Source organism: Paenibacillus sp. FSL R5-0923 (assembly GCF_038009145.1).
Lineage (GTDB): Bacteria > Bacillota > Bacilli > Paenibacillales > Paenibacillaceae > Paenibacillus_AQ.
Window position 1 is genome coordinate 777,867 of sequence record NZ_JBBPAT010000001.1, and the last position, 18,364, is coordinate 796,230.

Annotated in this window: 15 protein-coding genes; all 15 read left to right on the top strand. The window is 43.8% G+C overall.

The window, feature by feature from the left end; translation table 11 throughout:
* Positions 1-150 precede the first annotated feature (150 nt).
* Positions 151-1,881, top strand: coding sequence for an oligopeptide ABC transporter substrate-binding protein (gene opp4A / locus MKX35_RS03490; protein ID WP_076298106.1), 1,731 nt, complete (start codon positions 151-153; stop codon positions 1,879-1,881).
* Between the two features lie 74 nt (positions 1,882-1,955).
* Complete coding sequence (locus MKX35_RS03495) at positions 1,956-2,900, top strand: D-alanyl-D-alanine carboxypeptidase family protein (protein WP_076298105.1); 945 nt, start codon at positions 1,956-1,958, stop codon at positions 2,898-2,900.
* 329 nt (positions 2,901-3,229) lie between these two features.
* Positions 3,230-4,255: an LCP family protein gene (locus MKX35_RS03500; protein ID WP_042194730.1), complete on the top strand. Its 1,026-nt coding sequence runs from the start codon at positions 3,230-3,232 to the stop codon at positions 4,253-4,255.
* A gap of 193 nt (positions 4,256-4,448) precedes the next feature.
* Entirely contained in the window at positions 4,449-4,874 is a 426-nt protein-coding gene (locus MKX35_RS03505) for a CBS domain-containing protein (RefSeq protein ID WP_042193039.1), read from the top strand.
* 212 nt (positions 4,875-5,086) lie between these two features.
* Positions 5,087-5,389, top strand: coding sequence for a MazG-like family protein (locus MKX35_RS03510; RefSeq protein ID WP_170880353.1), 303 nt, complete (start codon positions 5,087-5,089; stop codon positions 5,387-5,389).
* A 6-nt stretch (positions 5,390-5,395) separates the two neighbouring features.
* Positions 5,396-6,313 carry a DUF2232 domain-containing protein gene (locus tag MKX35_RS03515; RefSeq protein ID WP_076298104.1) on the top strand — a complete coding sequence of 306 codons (918 nt, stop codon included), beginning with the start codon at positions 5,396-5,398 and terminating at the stop codon, positions 6,311-6,313.
* Between the two features lie 11 nt (positions 6,314-6,324).
* Positions 6,325-8,331: a DHH family phosphoesterase gene (locus MKX35_RS03520; RefSeq protein WP_042193037.1), complete on the top strand. Its 2,007-nt coding sequence runs from the start codon at positions 6,325-6,327 to the stop codon at positions 8,329-8,331.
* Positions 8,328-8,774, top strand: a complete 447-nt coding sequence (gene rplI, locus MKX35_RS03525; RefSeq protein ID WP_042193036.1) for a 50S ribosomal protein L9 — start codon at positions 8,328-8,330, stop codon at positions 8,772-8,774. Before MKX35_RS03520 ends, rplI begins: the two co-directional genes overlap by 4 nt.
* A 1-nt stretch (position 8,775) precedes the next feature.
* Entirely contained in the window at positions 8,776-10,143 is a 1,368-nt protein-coding gene (gene dnaB, locus MKX35_RS03530; RefSeq protein ID WP_042131710.1) for a replicative DNA helicase, read from the top strand.
* A 209-nt stretch (positions 10,144-10,352) separates the two neighbouring features.
* Positions 10,353-11,639 carry an adenylosuccinate synthase gene (locus tag MKX35_RS03535; protein ID WP_076285057.1) on the top strand — a complete coding sequence of 429 codons (1,287 nt, stop codon included), beginning with the start codon at positions 10,353-10,355 and terminating at the stop codon, positions 11,637-11,639.
* Positions 11,640-11,801: 162 nt separating this feature from the next.
* Positions 11,802-12,452, top strand: a complete 651-nt coding sequence (locus MKX35_RS03540; protein ID WP_076298103.1) for a hypothetical protein — start codon at positions 11,802-11,804, stop codon at positions 12,450-12,452.
* A 309-nt stretch (positions 12,453-12,761) separates the two neighbouring features.
* Complete coding sequence (locus tag MKX35_RS03545) at positions 12,762-14,306, top strand: M23 family metallopeptidase (RefSeq protein ID WP_076298102.1); 1,545 nt, start codon at positions 12,762-12,764, stop codon at positions 14,304-14,306.
* Positions 14,307-14,495: 189 nt separating this feature from the next.
* Positions 14,496-15,227: a response regulator YycF gene (gene yycF / locus MKX35_RS03550; protein ID WP_042193032.1), complete on the top strand. Its 732-nt coding sequence runs from the start codon at positions 14,496-14,498 to the stop codon at positions 15,225-15,227.
* A complete protein-coding gene (gene walK / locus MKX35_RS03555; RefSeq protein ID WP_042193031.1) occupies positions 15,227-17,056 on the top strand; it encodes a cell wall metabolism sensor histidine kinase WalK in 1,830 nt (609 codons plus the stop codon). Before yycF ends, walK begins: the two co-directional genes overlap by 1 nt.
* Positions 17,053-18,345, top strand: coding sequence for a YycH family regulatory protein (locus tag MKX35_RS03560; protein ID WP_042193030.1), 1,293 nt, complete (start codon positions 17,053-17,055; stop codon positions 18,343-18,345). Before walK ends, MKX35_RS03560 begins: the two co-directional genes overlap by 4 nt.
* The last annotated feature ends 19 nt before the right edge of the window (positions 18,346-18,364 follow it).

An 18,364-nucleotide genomic window follows, 5' to 3' on the forward strand; every position in this document is an offset into this window, starting at 1 on the left:
GATATAACGAAATAAGTGAATTTCAAGCAGGAGTAAAGGCCTAGGGCTTAGAAGTTATTGTAACCACCATAAAACTTTGTTACAGTAAAAATATTTATGTTCCATAACTTAAATGTAGATATACGTTCAACTAGAGAAGGGAAGAAACACATGAATAATAAGAAAATATGCAGGTTGTTGTTAACACTGCTCGTGATGGCAACTCTATTGTCAGCATGTAGTAGAACAACTTCTAGCAGTAATCCATTATCTTCGCGCCATAATGTAGTAGACGATAAGCCACAAGCTGGTGGAGTAGTTACCTACGGATTCTCCTCACCATTTACGGGTTTGTTTGAGCCTGCTTTTTATGAAGGTGAAGATGATTTTCATGTGCTGGAGTTTATTACTGAGCCGATGTTTCAGGTAAATGATGAACTAGTGACGGTTCCTAATATTGCCTCTTGGCAGGAATCTGATGATCATAAAGTATTTACCTTTAAAATTAAACCGGGAATCCGTTGGCATAACGGTGATGAATTAACGGTAGAGGATTGGAAATTCGCAATTGAAACTATTGCTAGTCCAGATTATACGGGCTCGCATTATTATAGTGTTGAAATGATTCAGGGTGCAGAAGCCTATCATGAGGGAGAAGCGAAGGGCATATCCGGATTGAAGGTTATAGATCCTTATACTTTGAAAATAACTGTAACTGCTGCACGGGTAAACACCATCGATAGTCTGTGGCCCTATCCGATGAATAAAAAATACTATACTGGAATTGCTGTTAAAGATATGCCTGAAAGTGACCAGATGCGAAAATCTCCTATAGGTATTGGCCCTTTTGAGGTTGAACATATTCAGCCTGGCCAGAGGGTAGAAATGAAACGTTTTGATCAATATTACAAGGGCAAAGCGCTATTGGATGGGATAGTGTATAAGGCATTTGACGATAAGGAAGTGGCTGAACGCTTTCAAACAGGAGAGATTGACATAGAGTCAGCCCCTCGGGATGCTTATGATGATCTAAAAGAACTGGATAATATTAACATCCTGCAAACTGCTGAGCTAGGCTATGAATATATAGGTTTTAAATTCGGGCATTGGGATACGGAAACCGAGACCATCGTAATGGATAACCCTAAATTTGAAGACAAAAGATTACGGCAAGCTATGTATTATGCTTTAGATCGTGAAGGGATCATCAAAGCATATTCCCACGGTTTAGCTGAGCCTGTAGAGACTCCAATATCTAGCACTAGCTGGGCGAAGATCCCTGATACTGAGATTAATGCTTATCTGTATAATCCTACAAAGGCCAAGGAACTGCTGGATGCTGCTGGGTTCTTGGATCTAGACGGTGATGGATTACGGGAAGATCCAAAGGGCCAAAAGCTGATGATCCATTTTGATTCTATGCTAGGCAGTCAAACAGCAGAGCTACGTACTAATGCCATTTTAAGAAATTGGCGTGATGTTGGACTCGATGTACAGCTGAACGGTGGAGCATTAAAGGAATTCCATGCTTTCTACGACGCAGTGGAAGCCGATGATCCGTCTATCGAACTATTTTACGGAGTATGGGGGTTAGCGAGTGATCCCGATCCAACAGGTCTATGGAGAGAAAATGATCTATGGAACTATCCCCGTTGGTCTTCCGAGCGGAATGAAGAGCTGATTCGTGAAGGCGTAAGTATGAAGGCATACGATATGGATTATCGTAAAGAAATATATTATGAGTGGCAGAAGCTGGTTAATGAAGAGGTGCCTATGATCTTTTTTGCCGAACGAAAAGCGATAGTTCCAGTAAATAAGCGCCTACAGGGCGTTCGCGTGAATTCAATGAGTACGATTATTGACCCTTATAAATGGTGGATTAAGGAAGAGGAAGAAAAATAAAATAATAATTTTTTGTGAAAAGTGAAATCAAATTGTAGTTTCATTCGTCATATATAGTATGGAGGATGACGACGATGAAGAGACGGATAGTAGTGGGGGCAATCGCAGCTGTATTAGTCGTTGTCTTAATTGCGGTATGGAGGCCAACTGGGCTTGGTTTTAAACCGAATATTGACGCGGAATCAGCAGTGCTTCTAGATATGGATACCGGAGATATATGGGTGGATATTAATGGTGATGTACCCATGCCACCGGCCAGTGTATCTAAATTAATGACAGAAATGATTGTGCTGGATCAAATCTCCTCTGGAATGATTAGATGGGAGGATAGAGTCCCAATTAGTGCCTATGCAAGTAAAATGGGCGGCACAAGTCTCTCATTGAAGCGGGGAGAATTCTATACTATAAGAGAATTATTGGAAGGAGTCACTATTTATTCTGCCAACGATGCTACTGTTGCATTGGCTGAGTATATGGCTGGTTCAGAAGCCTCTTTTGTGCTCATGATGAACGACAAGGCACATAGTCTAGGCTTATCTTCTCGTACAATATTTACTAATGCAACGGGCCTATCAGGTAAGGATCTTGGTTTCACTGATCCGAATATGCATATCAGCGGTGAGACTATGATGACAGCTCGTGATACCGCTAAATTGGCTGCCGCACTAATCTATCATCATCCGGATATTCTCAATATTTCCAGCCGTACACAAATGCATTTGAAGAATAAGGGGCTATATGTAAGTAATAGCAATTTCATGTTGCCAGCTATGGGTGGCATTTACGCTTATGAGGGTACAGATGGTTTAAAGACTGGACATAATAACCGGGCAGGATACTGTATTGCAGGCTCGGCTCAGCGGGATGGGCATAGGCTTATTGCAGTCGTTATGGGGGCAAAGACTTATGAGAGCCGATTTGAAGGGGCAGCAAAATTATTTGATTACGGATTTTTCCGTGGTTTACAATCCGGAGATCGGGTTAAACATATGATGAATCCGCTCAGAATTAGGAACTAAAGTCGGAGCGCCATACCAGTATTTATTACTTGGTTTGGTGCTTTTTCCCTATTCATGTCGTTATTTGTGGTTTCTTTTTATCCATTTAGTGATTACAATAGAAATATTGTTTTAGTCCACATTATTTTAGAACCGCAAAAAACTTTTTTATATAATTTTGAATGACCTGAATTTCTTGAAAGGGGGGACAATAAGATAATGGAATAAGGGTCAGTTGATCGCCGTGAGAAATAAAGTCATGACTGCCTGATAAAGATTCAGGAAGCATTATATATATGGCAAGCAATTATTCTACAATAAAGAAGGAATCAAAAATGAAGGAATCAAAGATGAAAAAAATAAAGAAAAGATATATCGCCCTCATTGTTCTTGTTGTTATTATAGCGGGAGGCTTTCTGTTTCGTAATTCCCTGGCTGTATTAGCCTTCGACCTCTTTTTGTCTGATCGGGTTGAAACTAAGCTAAAGGAAGAATCTTACCAGCCGCTTAAGGATGATAATAAGGTTAAGCCAGAACCGGTTGTGTACAAGAGCGATCCGTTCTCAATTATGCTCTTAGGTACCGATCAACGTGATAATGAAACGGCACGTTCAGATACCATGATGTACGCTGTTGTTCGGCCTGAGGACTATAAGATCCTGCTCATTTCTATTCCGCGTGATACGTATACGGAAATTATAGGTCATAAGGATAATAAAAAGGATAAGATTACACATGCCTATGCTTTTGGGGGGCAACAGATGGCCAAGGATTCTCTAGAAGCTCTGCTTGGTCATGATATTCAATATTATGCGACAATAAATTTCCAAGGACTCAAGGATGCTGTAGATGCTATTGGAGGCGTTCCGCTGCCGATTAAGAAAGACATTGTGAACAAGGGTAAGGATCATGAAAAGTTTACAATTGAAGCTGGAAAGTCGCTTTATAACGGACAAGAAGCATTGAACTATACGCGTTATCGTGAAGATAGTGACTTTAACCGTACCAAACGCCAACAGGTTTTTATTGATGTTGTAGCGAATAAAATGTTATCGATCAGTCAAATTGGCAACATTCCGAAGTTGCTGGATATTATGGGAGATAATTTTAAAACCGATATAGAGCCTTCGATGATCATTAGTCTAGCCAAAAAATTCATGGGCGGAAAAGGCATGGATATCTCAAGCTTCACAGTTATGGGTGAAGGTAAACGTATGGATGGTGTTTACTATGATATCGTTGATGAAGAGGATTTGAGTGAAGCTAAGGCGATGATCGACAACTGGATGAGTGCAGCAACACCTGTAGATCAACTAATTGAGCCGGGAAAAGCAAGTAATGCACTGGAGCCTAAATCAACAGCAGTTACGCAATAATTCTAAAGTGGAGTTCAAACTCATATAATTAATTGCAGCAGCCATTCACATTCTTATGGCTGCTGCTTACTGTCTTCATGCTATAATGTATTGGAACGATTATTAAGCTGCCACGTATTAATAATTTTGCATGGTAGTAAAAGGAAGTTAAAGAACCGTAATTCCTTCGGAACTCTTTGAGGAGGATCAAGAGATGAATATTGCATTTTTTTTACTTCCGAAACAGGAAGTCGCTTGCGTAACGATCGATTCAACGCTACGCCAAACGTTGGAGAGGATGGAGTATCACCGTTATACTGCTGTCCCTATTCTGAACCGAAATGGAGAATACGCTGGTACGGTTACAGAGGGTGATCTGCTCTGGTATATGAAGGAATCCGAGGGCAAGGTTACTTTCGAGAACGCTTCAAAATTCTTGCTTAAAGATTTGCCGTTGAGGATGAATAACAGACCTGTCTCGATTGATGCGGATATGGAAGATCTGATTAATTTGGCTAAGGTACAGAACTTTGTTCCTGTAGTCGATGATATGAACCGGTTTATTGGCATCGTTCGCCGGAGTCAAGTCATAGAATATTGTGAGAAATTTGTATCAAAACAATCTCAAGAGTCATTATAGCCCAATTTATTCGCGGTAATAGAAGCAATCGGAACAAGGCCTGTATTTCCGGCGATAACGGAAAGCAGGTCTTTTTTAAAAATGTAAGAAGTACTAGTTCATCCCTTGTTGAAGCATACTTAAGGTGCGCGGGGCGCCTTGTGTGACACGGAATTTTTTATGCTATAATGGAGAATAAAGCTTTTTGCCGGAGGTAGAGAGACGTGTCCAATGTGCCGAAGGATCTGGATGTCGCTAAACGCGCCAAGGTAATTGAATGGTTAAAAACAGAAGTGATTGACCAAGTTTCACGGTTATTTAAAGCGTTATGGGAAGGCAGTACTACCCGTGTGGGCGACAGCCTGGCTAGTTTGATTATGAGCTCTTATATTTTGGGCCGCAGACTAGGGATTCCCTATCGTCAATTAGATGACTTGCTACTCGAGAAGCTCAGAAAGCATAAGCAGGAAGGGCATCAACTGGAAGAATGGTATCAAGATATATCTGCTTTAGAAGAACATATGCGTAAGAGGTGAATACTGTTGAAATTTCGCTGGTCATCTGTGGCTTGGAGCGTAGTATATTTACTTTTGCTGCTTAGTTTAACGACTCCACTGCTCATCATCACTACCCTATTTATGATTGTTCCGGCAGTAGTGTTATTCACTACGCTGAACACCAAACAATTCGTTCTACACGTATTGCCGGTGTTGCTGATTGTTGGTCTGATTACACCTATTTATGTGCTGATCGCGGCGTATTTCTTAATACCTGCTCTGGTTATGGGACGTTGGTATAAAAGACATGCTTCAGCAGTATCTACCGTGATTGCAGGTACGGTTACGATTCTTGGAGAATTCCTGTTACTCTTATTACTCGGTACGGCGTTATTTAACTTTGATTTGTCTAACTATGTGAACGATGTGCTGCAGATGGTTAACTCGCCTCTGTCTGATCTTGGTACTGCTAATCCACTGTTTACTGATCTTGGATTTACGACTGAGGATGTAAACAAGCTAAGTCATATGACGGTTCAAATGATCCCAATGACTCTAATCGTAAGCTCTTTTATGATAGCTGTCATTACGCATTCTATTGTTCGTCCGATTCTGAACAGTATGAATTATGCAGTGCCTAAGATGAAGCCTGCTCGTGAATGGAGACTTTCGAGATCGTTTATTTGGTATTATTTGATTGGTGTGGTTCTTCAGCTCTTCTTCTCAGGATCAGAGAATAATTACATCCTCATGATTTCTGCCAATCTACTGCCGTTGTTACGAATTGGCTTTATGATTCAGGCGATTGGATTTTTCTTCTTCCTGGCGCATGAACGCAAATGGAACAAGATGGTTGCCATTCTGCTAGCAATACCGGTCATTTTGCTGCCGCCGCTACGCATTATCGGTATCATTGATCTTGCTTTCCCACTGCGGGAGTATGTGACGAAATCGAAACGATAGGGTGAGAGTTCATGCCTAAATTTCTGCAAAGACGCTGGCACGGCTATCATACCGTATGGGCGTTCATGCTGCTGTTGGCCCTTATTATAATTGTTAGTATTTATAACTGGGCTCTTGGGGTCGTTAGCCTGTTTCTGGCAGGTACATTATGCTTCTATATGCTGAAGACGGAAATTTCGTTCCGCCGTAATCTGGTGGAATATATTAATGGATTAACTTTTCGTATTAAGCGAGTGGAGGGAGAAGCAGTGAGTATGCTGCCCCTCGGAATCATTCTGTTTAGCGAAGATCGAACAGTAGAATGGAATAACCGCTATGCTGGTGATATTTTTGCGCGCAAGTCTTTAGTTGGGGAACCGCTACTGGAATTGCTGCCGGATATGCAGTCTTTTTTTACGACGAATGTATCGGGAAAAAGGGATGTTCACAAAGAAGGCGTATTGCATGACACTCGCCTTGAGCTCACTGTGGATGAACGATTTTACCAAGCCGTCATTATTCCAAGTGAACGTATTCTTTACATGTATGATATCACTGAGCTTGTGGTGCTACGTGAACGTTATGAAGATGAGAAGCTGGCGATTGGCATAGTGATGATGGATAATCTAGATGAATCTGCTCAAGGAATGGATGATCAACAGCGTACTTCTCTGATCGCTAAGGTAGCGAGTGAGATCACCGAATGGAGTAAACAGTTTGATGTTTATCTACGTCGTCTGTCGTCTGAGCGTTATCTAATGCTACTTAATCATCGTAGTCTGCAAGCACTGGAAGAAAGTCGATTCGTTATTCTCGATGAGATTAGGGAAATGACGGCCGACCTTAAAGTGCCCATGACACTGAGTATTGGTATGGCATTTGGAGCGGACTCTGCAAGCGAGCTAGGTGCCTTAGCACAATCCAGTTTGGATATGGCGCTCGGCCGAGGTGGAGATCAGGCTGCTGTAAAAGCAGGTCAGAGGTTGTCTTTCTACGGTGGAAAGAGTAATGCTGCGGAGAAGCGTACACGAGTGCGGGCACGAGTCATTGCGCATGCGCTGCGTGATTTAATGCAGGAGAGCGACCGTGTGCTGATCCTCGGCCACCGCACACCAGATATCGATGCTGTTGGTGCTGCGATTGGCCTTCTGAGAGCCGCACAGATGTATAATGTAGAGGCTAGCATTGTGATGGAGACTCCTAATCCTTCCATAACGAACATGATGGAGCAGATTCGGAAAGATGATGAATTGTTTAAGTCGTTCATCACAACGGAGCAGTCTTTACAAGTGATGACGGAGCATACACTGCTTATTGTTGTAGATACCCATAAGGCATCTATGACAATGGAACCGCGGCTTGTGCAATATGCGAGTAGAATTGTGGTGGTGGATCATCACCGTAGAGGCGAAGAGTTCATCAACGATGCTGTACTTGTCTATTTAGAGCCTTATGCTTCATCAACCTGTGAGCTGGTGACAGAGTTGCTTCAATATATCCATGAGAAGGTAAAGATTAGTCCATTGGATGCTACAATGCTCTTAGCGGGAATTACTGTAGATACGAAGCACTTTGCACTGCATACAGGCTCACGTACATTTGAAGCTGCAGGGTTTCTGCGCCGAAATGGTGCGGATACCGTTCTTATTCAGCGTATGCTGAAGGAGGATTTACAGGAGTATATTTCAAAAGCCGAAATTATCAAACATGCGCGTATGATTTATGATCAAATCGCATTGGTCGTTACGGCACCAGGTATGAAGATTCCACAGCTACTTATCGCTCAGACTGCGGATACATTACTTGGGATGACGAACGTAGTCGCTTCATTTGTCATTAGTGAGCGACCAGACGGCCTGATAAGCATTAGTGCTCGATCACTTGGGCGTATGAATGTACAGGTCGTGATGGAAAAAATGGGTGGCGGTGGGCATCTATCGAACGCCGCGGTACAGCTAGAAGGAACATGTAAAGAAGCAGAAGCCAGACTGCTGCAAGTGCTGGCTGAAATCGAATCGAAAGAGGGTTTATTCGAATGAAGGTCATTTTCATAAAAGATGTTAAGGGTCAAGGTAAAAAAGGTCAGGTTAAAGAGGTATCCGAAGGCTATGCTTCGAACTTCCTATTACCACGTGGATTAGTTCGTCCGGCAACGGAAGGCAATGTGAAGACGCTTGAGAATCAAGCAGCTGCTGAACAACGCCGTAAAGATAACGAAAAAGAAGAAGCTCAGCAACTGGGCAAGAAGATAGATGAGCTTACTCTTACTATGAAAGCAAAAGCAGGTGAAGGCGGCCGTCTATTCGGCGCAATCACGAGCAAACAAATTGCTGAAACGCTAGCTTCCACTCAAAGCATTTCCATCGATAAGCGTAAGATTGAGCTAGGAGAGCCGATTCGTCATTTGGGAGTGTTTCAAGTAAGTATAAAACTACACACTGAAGTAAAGGCTACCCTTAAGGTTCAGGTAACGGAGGAGTAACATGGGTGGAGATCTCTTTTTCGATCGGGTTCCCCCGCAGAATCTTGAGGCGGAGCAAGCGGTAATTGGTGCTGTTCTGTTGCAGGATGAAGCGCTCATTACTGCAATGGAACGGGTGAATACCGAAGACTTCTACGATAAAGCGCATCAAATGATTTTTGAGGCGATGGTGCAGCTCGGAGAAGAGAGCCAGCCGATTGATCTTGTTACGCTTACTTCTAGACTGCAGGACAAGGGAGAGCTCGAAGATATTGGTGGTGTTAGCTACCTAGCTAAGCTGGCGCATGCTGTGCCTACTGCGGCTAACGTAGAATACTACGCGCAGATTATTGAAGAAAAGGCTATGTTACGGCGTTTGATTCGTACAGCGACGCAAATTGTAAGCGAGGGTTACACCGGCGGTGAAGATGTAGCCGATATGCTGAGTGATGCAGAACGGCGAATTCTTGAAATCTCTAACCGGCGCAGCGGCAGTGGATTTATCGCAATCCGCGATGTTTTGATGGAAGTATTTGATAAGGTTGAACTCCTCCATCAGAATAAAGATAAGGGCGGCATGTCAGGTATTCCAACGGGATTTGTGGATTTAGACCATATGACTAATGGATTCCAGCGCAATGATTTGATTATTGTTGCAGCCCGTCCTTCTGTAGGTAAGACAGCATTCGCGCTAAATATTGCTCAGAATGTGGCCGTACGTGCCAAAGAGACGGTTGCCATATTTAGTCTGGAAATGTCTGCGCCGCAGCTAGTACAGCGGATGATTTGTGCCGAAGCTAATCTGGATGCGAATACTATGCGTACCGGTGACTTTAAGAGTGATGATGATTGGTCGAAGCTGACTATGGGCATTCAGTCCCTATCGGAGGCGGAGATTTATATCGATGATACAGCAGGGATTACTGTAACGGATATTCGTGCGAAATGCCGGAGGCTCAAGAAGGAAAAGGGCCTGGGGATGATCGTCATTGACTACTTGCAGCTCATTCAGGGCCGCGGTAAAGGCGGGGAAAACCGTCAACAGGAAGTATCGGATATATCCCGTACTTTGAAGCAGATCGCTCGTGAATTGGACGTGCCGGTTATCGCCCTGTCGCAGCTTAGCCGGGGTGTGGAACAACGTCAGGATAAACGACCGATGATGAGTGACTTGCGTGAATCCGGTTCTATCGAGCAGGATGCCGACATTGTTGCGTTCTTGTATCGTGACGACTATTACAATCAGGACACTGAGAAGAAAAATATTATTGAAATTATTATAGCTAAACAGCGTAATGGTCCGGTTGGGACAGTAGAGCTTGTCTTCCTCAAAAACTTCAACAAGTTCGTTAACTACGAGCGAGCACATGCAGAACCATTTGCTGGGTAACCTGTCATGTATGATATCCGAACGATTGCACATTTCTTTGTGTAATCGTTCGTTTTATTTGACTTTGAAAAAAACGGCTGTTACACTGAGTATTGTCCTTTAGTGGGTAAATCCGCTTGGAGTCCGGAGGGCTACGTACATAAGAATGACGTACAGGGCCCATATTATGAAAAATAATGGTGCTTGCTAGCACCTACGGAGGAATGAACATGTCAACGGTAGTCGTCGTGGGAACACAATGGGGAGACGAAGGTAAAGGGAAAATCACTGACTTTCTAGCGGAAAGTGCAGATGTGGTTGCCCGTTATCAAGGGGGCAATAATGCCGGTCACACGATTCTGATTGACGGTGAGAAGTTTAAGCTCAGCTTAATCCCTTCTGGTGTATTTTATAAAGAAAAGACTTGTGTAATTGGTAACGGGATGGTTATTAATCCAGCTGCCTTGATCCAAGAAATTAATTATATTCACGAGAACGGCTTTGACACTAAAAACTTAGTGATCAGCGACCGGGCTCATGTTATTATGCCTTATCACATGGTACTGGATGCTCTGGAAGAAGACCGCAAGGGTCCGAACAAGATTGGTACAACACGCAAAGGCATCGGTCCATGTTACATGGATAAGGCTGCACGTAACGGTATCCGTATTGCTGACCTGATGGACGCTGAGGAATTCGAATTGAGACTTCGTCACTTGATGGAAGAGAAGAACCAGGTGATTACTCAAGTATATGGCGCGGAAGCTCTTGATGTTGAAGAGATTCTGACTCAGTACCTGGAATATGCGGAAGTGCTACGTAATTATGTGACAGATACGTCGGTCATTCTTAATGAAGCTATTGATGCAGACCGCAAAGTATTGTTTGAGGGTGCACAAGGGGTAATGCTTGATATCGATCAAGGTACGTATCCGTTTGTTACTTCTTCTAACCCTTCTGCAGGTGGCGTATGCATAGGTTCTGGTGTTGGACCTTCTAAGATTAAACAGGTTATCGGGGTTGCTAAAGCCTACACTACTCGTGTTGGAGATGGCCCGTTCCCTACAGAACTGAACGATGCAACTGGTGATTATATCCGTGAAACAGGTCATGAATATGGAACAGTTACAGGACGTGCTCGCCGTGTAGGTTGGTTTGACAGTGTTGTTGTAAGTCACGCTCGTCGTGTAAGTGGAATCACAGGCTTGTCTCTTAACTCGCTGGATGTGCTGAGTGGACTTGAGACTGTGAAGATCTGCACAGGCTACAAATACCGTGGTGAAATAATCACGCATTACCCAGCTAGCCTTAAGATGCTGGCAGAGTGCGAAGCGGTATATGAGGAGCTTCCAGGTTGGAGCGAAGATATTACTTCTGCAAAAACATTGGACGATCTGCCAGCAAATACACGCAGATATGTTGAACGTGTATCTGAGCTTACAGGGATTCCGATCGCCATCTTCTCAGTAGGCCGTAACCGTGAGCAGACGAATCAAGTAATGCCAATTTATATCTAAATATATTTAGTCATTTATAAGGGACCTCGCGAGAGGTCTCTTTTTTATGTTTACTTTTATGCGTATGTTTCCCGAAGCCGGTTCTAGTCAATACTGGGAGTATAGAAAAACATGGAAAAAATATACCAGATAGACTTGAACATAGGTGAGAGGAGAGAAGAAATGAAGATCGTGAAGCGTGCACTGGGAGTATGTCTAATTGTAGTACTCGCAAGTACACTTTCAATTCTAACTACGGGCGTGGTTGTAAATGCTTATATTCAGTCGGTTCTGGCGAGCTTCGATATTAAAGTGGATAGTCCAGGCCCAGGTTTAGGTGGGATGGTCAAGAGCATTATTGGCATGGATAGCCAATCGGACTCCAATAAAGCGAATAAAGAAGCGACGACAACAGGCAGCGCGGTAAACAAGGATAAAGATAACAGTAAGGATACACCTGAAAAAGGGGAGCCGGTGGAGGAAAAAGCACCCGAGGATGCTTTACCGGTTATGGGCCAAGCCTCAAATGAGTCTTCTACTAACGAAAGCCAGAGTGGAATTTCAGAGGACCAGAAATTGGTAATTACACCTGAGGCAATAGGTGACTTAAAAGATAATCTCCCTTCGGCGGAGAAGGTAAATATATTCAATATCTTGATGTCCAAACTACCGCAGGATGAGATGCAGAAAATCTCCACGGCGATGGAGGATGGTCTAACGGAGGATGAGGTTAAGGGGCTGCAACAAGTCATTGCCAAATATGTTGATCCCGATGAATACGAGAGTATAATGAAAATGCTTACACCAACTACAGAAACTCTACAGCAGCCATAGTAATTGTCAATTTCTAGACACAAGAAAAAGGCTAAATTTTCATATTTGCGCAAAAAACCCGCGTATTTCGTGGGTTTTTTTATGTGTACAAAGTTGAAATTTTTCGCTCAGCTATGGTACATTAGACAAGGATGTTCAAAGGGTTAATTTTTTGTAACCAATTGTAACCTTTTTGAAGGTCCATTAGAAGCAGGAATTTAGAACTAGGATAAGCAGAAACATTCATGGTCGTAATCTATATAATCGAGATCGTACAACTAGCTTGGCCGTTCATATCAGATGACAGAGCGGACTGAAAGGGAGAGTTTCATGAAGGGATTTAAGTTCATGCGCCGGATGGGGAAACTGCGGAATAGTGACACAGCAGAATCCGGAGCAGATGTTCAGCAGAGCCACAATTTCGATCACGACTCCACACACTTTCATCAAGAAAAAGGGACTCGTAGATTCCGGCGTTCTTGGATTTTGGGAGCTGTTGGCCTAGTACTTCTAACCACTGTATTGATCGGTGCAGAGAAAAAGTATGTAGCAGCCAATACCGAAACCTACTATCAAGTGTTGGTGAAGGGTAAGGAGATCGGGAAGCTTAACGATCAGGCACAGCTTAACCAGCTGTATGATAAGAAGCAACAGGAATATCAGGATAAGTATCCAGATTCAACGATGGTGCTTCAGACAGAAGGCATTACAATTAAACAGGAGAAAGCGTACAAGCCGGAAGTTGATAGTGAAGCAACGCTTAATAAATTAGATGGTATGCTGAAGGCCTACGCCGTAGGTGTACAATTAATGGTAGATGGCAAAGCCGTTGGCATTGTTAAGGATCAAGAGACCGCAAATGCGGTACTTGAAGGGGTAAAGAATCATTATGTTCCGCAAACTGAAGTAGCAACGGCTAGTAAGCTCACAAGAACAGCTGCCTCAAGTTCAAGTGCTGCGAAAGCGAAAGCTGCCAAACAAGTGGAGTCAGTTAAGATTAGTGAAGAGGTCTCTATTGTTCCTGTGAAGACAGACCCTAACAAAGTGTTGGATGTGAAGGAAGCGGTCAAAACTCTTACCGACGGTAAAGAAGCACCACTTCTTTATACCGTTCAAGAGGGCGATACGATTTCGGGGATTGCCAAACGGTTTGAAATTACACAAAAAGAGATCTATAGTAACAACCCGGATGTGAAAGAGCTAACGTTGAAGATTGGAGATACACTGAAGCTGAAGGTACCACAGCCAGATGTTACAGTTGTTACTGTAGAGCAAGTGTCAGAGCAGGTGGTTACTGAGCCTGAAGTGATCGTGCGGAAAAGTGACCAGTTACCAGCAGGTAAAAGTAAGGTCGTTCGTCCAGGACAAACGGGCCTTAAAGAAATGCAGTATCGGTTAACAAAGAAAAACGGAATGGTCGTACAAGAAGAGTGGTTGGGTCAGACCGTTATTAAATCTTCTCTCCCTGAAGTGGTTTATCGGGGTACGAAGGTAGTTGGTGAAGGAACAGGCATGTTCAGTTGGCCAGTAAGCGGAGCAACCCTTACTAGTAGTTTCGGTGAGCGCTGGAGCCGTGCTCATAAGGGTCTAGATATGGTATCTGGCAACCGGAGCATTAAAGCCTCTGATGCCGGAACTGTAATCTTTGCTGGTGTGAAGAGTGGATATGGAAATGTGGTTATCGTGGATCACCGTAACGGATACGAAACCTATTATGGCCACTTAAACAGCATCTCCGTTTCTACGGGACAGCGTTTGGAGCAAGGCGCCAAAATTGGCGTAATGGGCAATACTGGACGCTCGACGGGAACACATCTGCATTTTGAGATTCGGAAGAATGGCACTGCAGTAAATCCAATGAAGTATTTGCGATAATTCATACTTTAACCTCAACTGCTCGATTAAACTCGAGCGGTTTTATTTTTTTTAATATAGGAATGACGATATAGCTGTTTCTTTTTGCTGGGGAAGCCGATTCCTTATTTCGTAGGATGTGACGGTAAGACAGGTATGTTAAAATAAAGGAATGATCTTTAAGTAGGGATAGGAAGGTGAAGCTGAGACATGCAGATGGGAACGATTCTGGTAGTAGACGATGAACAACCTATTGCTGATATATTGAAGTTTAATCTAGAAAAAGAAGGCTACGAGGTTATTTGTGCTTTTGATGGTAACAGTGCAGTAGAATTGGCATTGTCCAAAAAGCCTGATCTTATGCTACTTGATCTTATGCTGCCTGGTAAGGACGGGATGGATGTTTGTCGTGAGGTTCGTTCTGCACATTTGGACATTCCTATCATTATGCTTACTGCCAAAGACGGAGAGATTGATAAGGTGCTTGGTCTAGAGCTTGGTGCGGATGACTATGTGACCAAACCTTTTAGTACACGTGAGCTACTCGCCAGAGTGAAAGCCCAAATGCGGAGACAGCACAAACCGTCACCGCCGGGAATGGCGAATGAACCTGCAGAGACCAGACAGGGTATTTACCATTTTGATCTATTTATTGATACAGATATGTATCTGGTATATAAGGGTGGGGAGCCGCTTGATTTGACCCATCGTGAATATGAGCTGCTCTACTATATGATTAAACATGCGGGTAAGGTGATGACCCGGGAGCATTTACTGCAGGCTGTGTGGGGATTCGAGTATTTCGGCGATGTGCGGACCGTAGACGTGACGATCCGTCGTCTAAGAGAGAAAATTGAGGAGAATCCCAGCAAGCCGGAATATATTTATACTCGGCGCGGACTTGGCTATTTGATGCATAGCCCTAAAAGCGGAGGACTGTGATGAAGTGGTGGTCCTTTTTCCGGACAATTCAGGCCAAGCTTATTATTATTTATGTGCTGCTGATTCTGATAGCTATGCAGTTAATTGGAGTCTATTTTGTCAGCTCGATGAAGAACTCGTTAACGGATAACTTCACGAAGGATCTTAAAGCACGTGCAGAGATGCTATCCATCCTGACTGCTGATAAATTCGGTAGTGAGGCTGGTACCGTTGACGAGGAAACGGCTGTAGAAAGTCTGCGTGGTATGGTTAATAATCTTTACATTAACGGGGCCGAGATTCAGGTGCTTGATGCCAGCGGCAAAATCATCACCACCTCCGTGCCCTCACAGAATGACTATGTCGGACAGCGCAACACTCAGACCGTAGTCAATCGCGCCTTGCAGGGGATCAGCGATAATGAAGAATATATTATTGCTGATGATAATGTGCGGAAAAAGGTTGTGGCCAAGCCGGTACTTTCCGGTGACAAGGTAGTAGGTGCAATCTATATTGCTGCTGACATGAAAGATTTATATGCGACCATGGGCAGGATCAACAGTGTATTCATCTCTGGTTTGCTGTTAGCCTTGGGACTGACAGTTGTCCTATGTGTTATTCTTGCACACACCATTACGCAGCCGATTAAAGAAATGACTAGGCATGCAACAGCTGTTGCTGAGGGTCGGTTCAATCGAAAAATGCCCGTGCTCGGCAACGATGAAATTGGACAACTCAGTCAGGCATTCAATTATATGACCGGCAGATTGCGTGAGGCGCTCTCTCAGAATGAGGAAGAGAAAGAGAAGCTTACCTCTATTCTGACGAATATGAGTGACGGTGTGGTAGCCACGGATGAGAATGGTGTAGTCATTCTTATGAACCTTCGAGCAGCACTTATGCTGGGAACAGAAGGTCCGTTGCCGGAAGGTGCGCCACTGGATAAATTGCTAGGTCTTGATTATGAGCAGAGTGGTTCCTTGGCTAAAGGAAATGCCCAGTCTGCAATGCTTCATCTGACACATATGGGTGGAGAAGATTCTAATATCGTGAGAGTTACGTTTACTCCGATTCATCGCCGTGAAGGTGGGATTGCCGGTACTATTGCCGTGCTGCAAGATGTAACTGAGCAAGAGAACCTGGAGGAATCACGCCGAGAGTTCGTCGCGAACGTTTCGCATGAGCTAAGAACACCACTTACAACGATTAAAAGCTATGTGGAGGCACTTGATGATGGAGCGCTTGAGGACCCGCAGTTAGCGGTTCGTTTTGTTGGGGTTATTCGTAACGAAACCGAGCGTATGATTCGTCTGGTTACGGATCTACTGCATCTGTCGCGTCTGGATTCCAAGGAGGCACTTCTCAGAATTCAGCAGACGGATATTACTGAAATGCTAGAGGATGTAGCAGACCGCTTTTCTTTTCAGATTCGGCAGAAGCGGATCGACATTAGTACAAGGGTCCGTAGGGATGTCAGCACAGCATGGCTCGATCGTGATCAAATTGATCAGGTCTTGGGGAATTTGGTCTCCAATGCATTAAAATATACGCCAGAAGGCGGTACGATTGAATTGGAAGCTTTGAAAAGTGAGGATGGAATGCTCTCCATTTCTGTACGTGATTCCGGGATTGGTATTCCGAAGAAAGACATCGAGCGGATCTTTGAACGTTTTTATCGGGTGGATAAGGCGCGCTCACGGAATATGGGAGGCACCGGACTTGGCCTTTCCATTGCCCGGGAAATTGTGAAAGCCCATGGAGGCTCTATTTCCCTGCAATCCGAGCTTAATGAAGGCTCTAAGGTAACCTTTACGCTACCTCTGAATGCGCAAAGGGGGAGTGAGGCATGAAGGAGAGATTGAAGTCATGGATTCTAGCCTTGCTCGTGCTGGGAAGTCTTGTTGAGAGTTACTATTTGATTTATCGCTTGCCTGGTGCAGACTCAGCGGTACTCTCCGAGAATCTATATGTGAAGACAGACAATATGGGACCGGAGGAAAAGGTCGAGAACCTGCTGTACCCTGATAAAATGATCATCCATATGGGCGATAACAAGCATACGCTTTTTTATCCAGACTCAACGTTCTATAGCTTGATTATGAATCGGTTAAAAGGGCGTGGATTTGAAAGCTTCCAGCGGCACTCGGTACAGGATTATGATTGGGATAAGATTCGAAATGAGAATCCGGGGATTGAGCTTTCGTTCGGATCCGGCATTCCGGTAACGTTACTTCAGCGGGTTATGCAGCTGTCACCAGATTCCCTATTTGAAGGAGAAAGCATTGATCGCATTTGGATCTATAACATTAAGAATGACTCCAAAGCGCATGCCATTTTCTTCAGTACGAGAGGCGACATTATATATGAAGCGGCAAAAGCGGATTTAACTGTGCAAGACGTGCAGCAGCATGTGGATTTCGGCAAGAACTGGACGCCTTACAAGTCCGTAGATGGTGATTATTATGTGCCAGACAGCAAGATTTCTCTGGTTCAGGTTGAGATGCCTTCAGGCATGTATACCATAGAACAAATGCAGAACAATCTTTTCTTCGATGTTGGAAGCACTAGATATATTCGCGAGAAAAATGGCTCGGAGATTTATACGGATAGCAAACGGAGTCTTCAGGTCGATAAGGAACGGAATTGGATGAGCTATAGCGATCCTGCCGCACTTCCAGCCGGAGACAGTACACCTGCCAAGGATGCGCTTGAAGCTGTAGAATTTGTGAACCAACATGGTGGATGGAATGGAACCTATCGTCTTGAAGCCACCGAGGAGGGGAGACAGGAGAGAAAGGTCTCTTTTCAACAATATTATGGTTCCTATCCATATGGCTCCTATCCGATCATGAGTAACTCGCAGCTGCAGTATGGTGTAATTAATCTGGAATTGCAGCAAGGCACCGTATCCTCTTATGAACGCTCGTTAATCTATATTGATGAGAGTAAGGCAGAGAAGAAAATCGTAGAGCTATCTGGAGGCGTGGAGCTAGAGAATCAATTGTCTGCGGTTAGCAAAACTTCGGCAGTGAAGGATTTAACGCCTGCGTATGTACCTGTAGTGAAAGAAGAGAAGCTGCAACTACTTCCAGTCTGGAAGGTTACGCTTATTGACGGCAGCGTTCTTACATTAAATTAATGTACAAGTTGTTCATATA